Source organism: Streptomyces sp. NPDC057702, assembly GCF_042799315.1.
GTDB lineage: Bacteria > Actinomycetota > Actinomycetes > Streptomycetales > Streptomycetaceae > Streptomyces.
Window position 1 is genome coordinate 1 of record NZ_JBHVJC010000079.1, and the last position, 4,458, is coordinate 4,458.

Genomic DNA, 4,458 nt, shown 5'->3' on the forward strand with positions numbered 1-4,458 from the left:
ACGACAACACCAGGCCCGCACCAGCCACTACAAACGACGCGGACACAGCCCCTGACCCGGCCATCAGTCACGGCAAGCACCGTTGCAGTACTAACCCGCGACCGCTACGGCCGCGGCCAGCGGCGCCCCCACCCCACAGCAGCACGCGAAGACCCGTGCGGGTACCGGCACCGCCACCCCCTCCAACCCTCATGAGGAGATCCGCCTTGCCCGAAGCACCAGCAGAGCCGTTCATGACGATCCGGCACACCATCACCGGCGAGATCACCACCACCGGCTACAACGCCGCCGCCCGGCGAGTCCTGCTGCAGGCCGGCTTCGAAGAGACGCCAGTCTGCGCGTGCCGAGCGACAGAACCCAGTACGGAGCGGACGCACAGGCCTGCTCGGCAGCCAGCGAGCTGCTCGTCGCCGGCTATCCCGTGCACCTGGGCCGGGCCCTCGGTCGACCGGTGAGCGCCGACGGTACGCCCCGGTTGGCCCGGTCGCCGATGTCGGCGCAGTCCGTGACCCGCTCCGAGAGCGGCCAGCCTCTCCAGGACATCGCCAACCTCGCCCACATCCGAGACTGTTGAAGGGGCTTCGTTTTTGACCACACCCGGAACGCCTACCAGTCCAGCGCGCACCAAGGGCGGCGAACTACGGGCCAAGGTGGCTCGACTGCTGGCCGACCGGTCGGCGGACGCGCTCACCATCGGGGACATGGCCAGGCAGCTGGGCCACTCGCACGGCGCCGTCCGCAACGCCGCCCTCACCCTGGTGCGACGCGGTGAGGCCGACCAAGGCGGAACCGGACAACCGGAGTTTCGCGCGAACGCGAAAACCGCCGCAGCCGCGCAGACCGCTGTGATCAGCCCACCGGGCACCCATTCTCCCCGCGCCCAGGCGGCCACGGCCCGCACGACCATTCTCGCAGCAGCCACGCCCAGGCAGACCGGTCCGATCCGCCGCGCGGGGGGCCAGCTCTACCACCCCCGGGAGCTGGCCGATCTGCCCGACGTCGAGGCGTTGAATCGCTTGCGCGACGCCGACGTGCCGGTGCTGCTCTACGGTCCTCCGGGCACCGGCAAGACGAGTCTGGTCGAGGCGGCGTTCCCGGACCTGCTCACCGTCGCCGGCGACGGCGACACCACGGTCGGCGACTTGATCGGCGAGTACACACAGGACGACGCGGGAGCCTACGTCTTCCAGTACGGTCCACTGGTCACCGCGATGACCGAGGGCAGCGCCCTGCTGATCGACGATGCCACCTTGATCTCGCCGAAGGTCCTGGCGGCGCTGTATCCCGCGATGGACGGGCGCAGGCAGATCCAAGTTAAGGCCCACAAGGGCGAGACCATCAAGGCCGAGCCGGGCTTCTACGTGGTGGCGGGCCACAATCCCGGTGTCCACGGCGCGGTGTTGACGGAGGCGCTCGCGAGCCGGTTCAGCGTGCAGATCCAGATCGGCACGGACTATGACCTCGCCCTGGCGCTGAGGATCGATGCACGGGTGGTCCGGGTCGCCCGACACCTCGCCCACCAGGTCGAACTCGGCGAGCTTGGCTGGGCCCCCCAACTGCGAGAGCTGCTCAGCTACCAGAAGACCGAGGCCGTCCTCGGCACCAAAGCCGCGCTCGCGAACCTCGTCGGCATCGCTCCTGTGGAGGATCGCGACGCCGTCGCCGCCGCCGTCATCAAGGCTGCCGGCGTCAAGAACATCGCGCCCCTCACCCTCGGCAAGCAGCTCCCCGCCTCGGCCGTCCGGCAGCCCCCGGGCAGCACCGGCTCCGCACACCGGGGCCGCTCGCGATGAGCGCCCACCACCACGTCCAGCCCCCCGCCACCGCACCGGACGACGACGCTGACCTCGCGCGATGGGACGACGACGGCGCCCCACCCGCGCAACCCCGTTCCTCCCCGGACGCGTGGGAGCAGAACTCGGCGATCGGCTGGTCGCCCTCTCCGGCCGCCAGGACCTCCTCGTCACCTGCCGCCCCGGCACGCGCAGCGGCGCACCGGCCGCGTTCTTCCCCACTCTGGGCGAGGTCGAGTTCGACGCTGGCCTGTTCGCCCCGCTGAAGCCCCACGAGATTCACCCGCGGATCGTGGGCGACGAGGAGCGGTATCCCGCCGCCTGGGGAGTGTTCGTCCACGAGGCCGCGCACGCGGCCCACTCCCTCTGGACGGCGCCTGTCGGAGCGAACTCCCGTGTCGTCGAGGCCGCGCTGCTGCTGGAGGAGAGCCGTGTCGAAGGCGCACACCTGATCACGCGGCCCACGGACCGCACGTACCTGCGCACCAGTGCCCGAACCCTGGTCATGCCCGACATCGCCCACCCCACTCTCCAGGGCATCGAGCACGCAGCCGCCGTGGCGGCCCTGGTCCTCGGCCGCCGTGACATCGGCATCCTGGACGCCGGCGAGAGTCGGGCCGTCGCCGATCTGTGCGAAAAGGTGCTGGGCACAAACCTGCTGGCCGCACTCACCCGCATCTGGACCGCAGCCCACCAGTGCGCCGACCACGACGCCACGGCCATGCTCGCCCACGCGAAAGAATGGTGCGACGCTCTGGACACAGCAGCCCCCGCCCTGCCTGTGCCGGAGAACCTCACCGATCTCCTGTCCGGCGCAGTGGGAGTCGTCATGGACAGCACAGCAGCCACCGACGCCGCCGACTTCGCGGCACAGGCCGCAGCCACCAACGCCATGACCGCACAGTCCAAGGCTCAGGCTCAGGACCGCGCTCAGCGGACCGACCAGCGACGCAAAGCCGCCGCCACCGCCAAGTCCGTCTTCAACGCCCGTGGCACCACCGTCACCCCCGACGGCACACCGGCGCCCTACGGCAACCCGGTCACCGGCACTCGCAAGCCCACCGCCGCCGAGCAGAAGGCCGCCGCGCGCCTGAACCGCGCCCTGCGTGCCGCCGCCTACCGCGAGCGGACCGAGGAGCGGACCACCAGCCCCACCCCGCCCGGCCGCCTCAACATGCGCGCGGCCCTCGCCCGCGACGCTCAGCGCGCGGCCGGGTCGGTCCCCACCGCGCAACCGTTCACCCATACTCGCCGCCGGAACACCCCCACCCCACCGCTGCGCGTGGGTATCGCCGTCGACGTCTCCGGCTCCATGCGTGCCGCCTGCGCGCCCGTCGCCTCCGCTGCCTGGATCGTGGCACGCGCAGCAGCCCTGACCGACCCCGACTCCCGTACCGCCACCATCGCCTATGACAGGCACCTGACCGCATTGACCCGACCCACCCACCGAGCACCAGAGCGCGTGACAACGTTCGATGCCAACGGCGGCCACCACAACCTTGCCAACGCCATCGACGCACTCGACCACGGCCTCGAACTCAGCCGCCCCGGCGCCGGCCGCCTCCTCGTGATCGTCACCGACGCCCACTACGGCAGCGACGAAACCGCTCAAGCCGTCACCCGCGTCAAGCAGCTCACGACCGCCGGCTGCGCCGTACTCCAACTCACCCTCACCGCGAATTCCCACCACTTGCCAGGGACCACCTTGCTGCACTTGCCCCAGCCCTCCAGCGCTCCCGTCGCCATCGCTACGGCGGCCACAGACGTCATCCGCAGGACACGCTGAGACGGCGCAGAACACAGAAAGCAGGAACAACCACGTGAGCCCTCGCTCTGGACAGGAGCGAACCAGTGCTTCGCCGGCCGTGGCGAGCGGGCGCGAGCATCTCGACGTCCCTCTCGTGGCAGGCTGCGCGGGCGTTCGGTTCGCTGACCGCCGGAAACATATCCGCAGGTCAGCGGTTAGCCAAACCGGTCATCCTCCGGACTATTGGACCTCCCACCGCACTCGCCTCGCGTGGAAGGAACCGTATGTCCCAGCCTTCGCCCGCTTCCGCCTTCGCGCCAACACCCGACCCTCTCACTCCCGACCGGGACATCACCCACGCGCACTTCCAAGCCGGTGACACCGTCGCCGTCCTCAAGGGTGTGGTCGGCCGGGAGTTGTGGGGGGACGCGACGCTCGTCGTCGCTCCGTCCTGGCATACCCCGACCGACGAGGACGGATGGCGGCTGCGGGATGCCACCGGCGGCACCCGGTCCTTCATCACCGCGCACCCCCGCTACCTCGTGCACCTCTCCCGCCACTGCCCGGACTACTTGATCCACTTGCGGGCGATGGAGGAGGCACTGCTGCCGCGGTTCGCCGGTCGCGACGAGGTGGTCGACTGCGGCTGGTACACCATCACGGCGCTCGATCAGCTCGTGCACATCGCCGACGCTCGGAGCGGCCGGTGATTCTCCGCCTGAACGAGCCAACCCGCACACCGCGCGGTCCACTTACGGAGGCGCTCGGGCGGCCGATGTCGCCCGACGATCGGCTGGAGCACCTTGTCGTGGCCCACTGGTCGGGCTAGGGCCTGTCCGGCGGATCATGTGACTGTCGGATTGCTGTCTCGTTGTTCCTGGCATGGGGCGGGGTGATCTGACGAATGCCGAGTGGGTC

Annotated in this window: 3 protein-coding genes and 1 pseudogene; all 4 read left to right on the plus strand. The window is 70.3% G+C overall.

Features of this window, described 5'->3' with window-relative positions:
• Window positions 1-233 precede the first annotated feature (233 nt).
• The 4 genes and pseudogenes from ACFVFR_RS31780 (at window position 234) to ACFVFR_RS31795 (ending at window position 4,250) form a co-directional block, all read left to right on the plus strand.
• A complete protein-coding gene (locus tag ACFVFR_RS31780; protein ID WP_383708090.1) occupies window positions 234-455 on the plus strand; it encodes a hypothetical protein in 222 nt (73 codons plus the stop codon).
• 195 nt (window positions 456-650) lie between these two features.
• A complete protein-coding gene (locus tag ACFVFR_RS31785; protein WP_383708092.1) occupies window positions 651-1,793 on the plus strand; it encodes an AAA family ATPase in 1,143 nt (380 codons plus the stop codon).
• Window positions 1,790-3,579: pseudogene (locus tag ACFVFR_RS31790) on the plus strand (hypothetical protein). The gene ACFVFR_RS31785 and the pseudogene ACFVFR_RS31790 overlap by 4 nt, the downstream one beginning before the upstream one ends.
• A 245-nt stretch (window positions 3,580-3,824) precedes the next feature.
• Entirely contained in the window at window positions 3,825-4,250 is a 426-nt protein-coding gene (locus ACFVFR_RS31795; protein WP_383708089.1) for a hypothetical protein, read from the plus strand.
• Window positions 4,251-4,458 lie beyond the last annotated feature (208 nt).

Excerpts from the sequence above, each read along its gene's own strand:
- ACFVFR_RS31780 (WP_383708090.1), top strand. The coding sequence starts at position 234 with ATGACGATCCGGCACACCATCACCGGCGAGATCACCACCACCGGCTAC.
- ACFVFR_RS31795 (WP_383708089.1), top strand. The coding sequence starts at position 3,825 with ATGTCCCAGCCTTCGCCCGCTTCCGCCTTCGCGCCAACACCCGACCCT.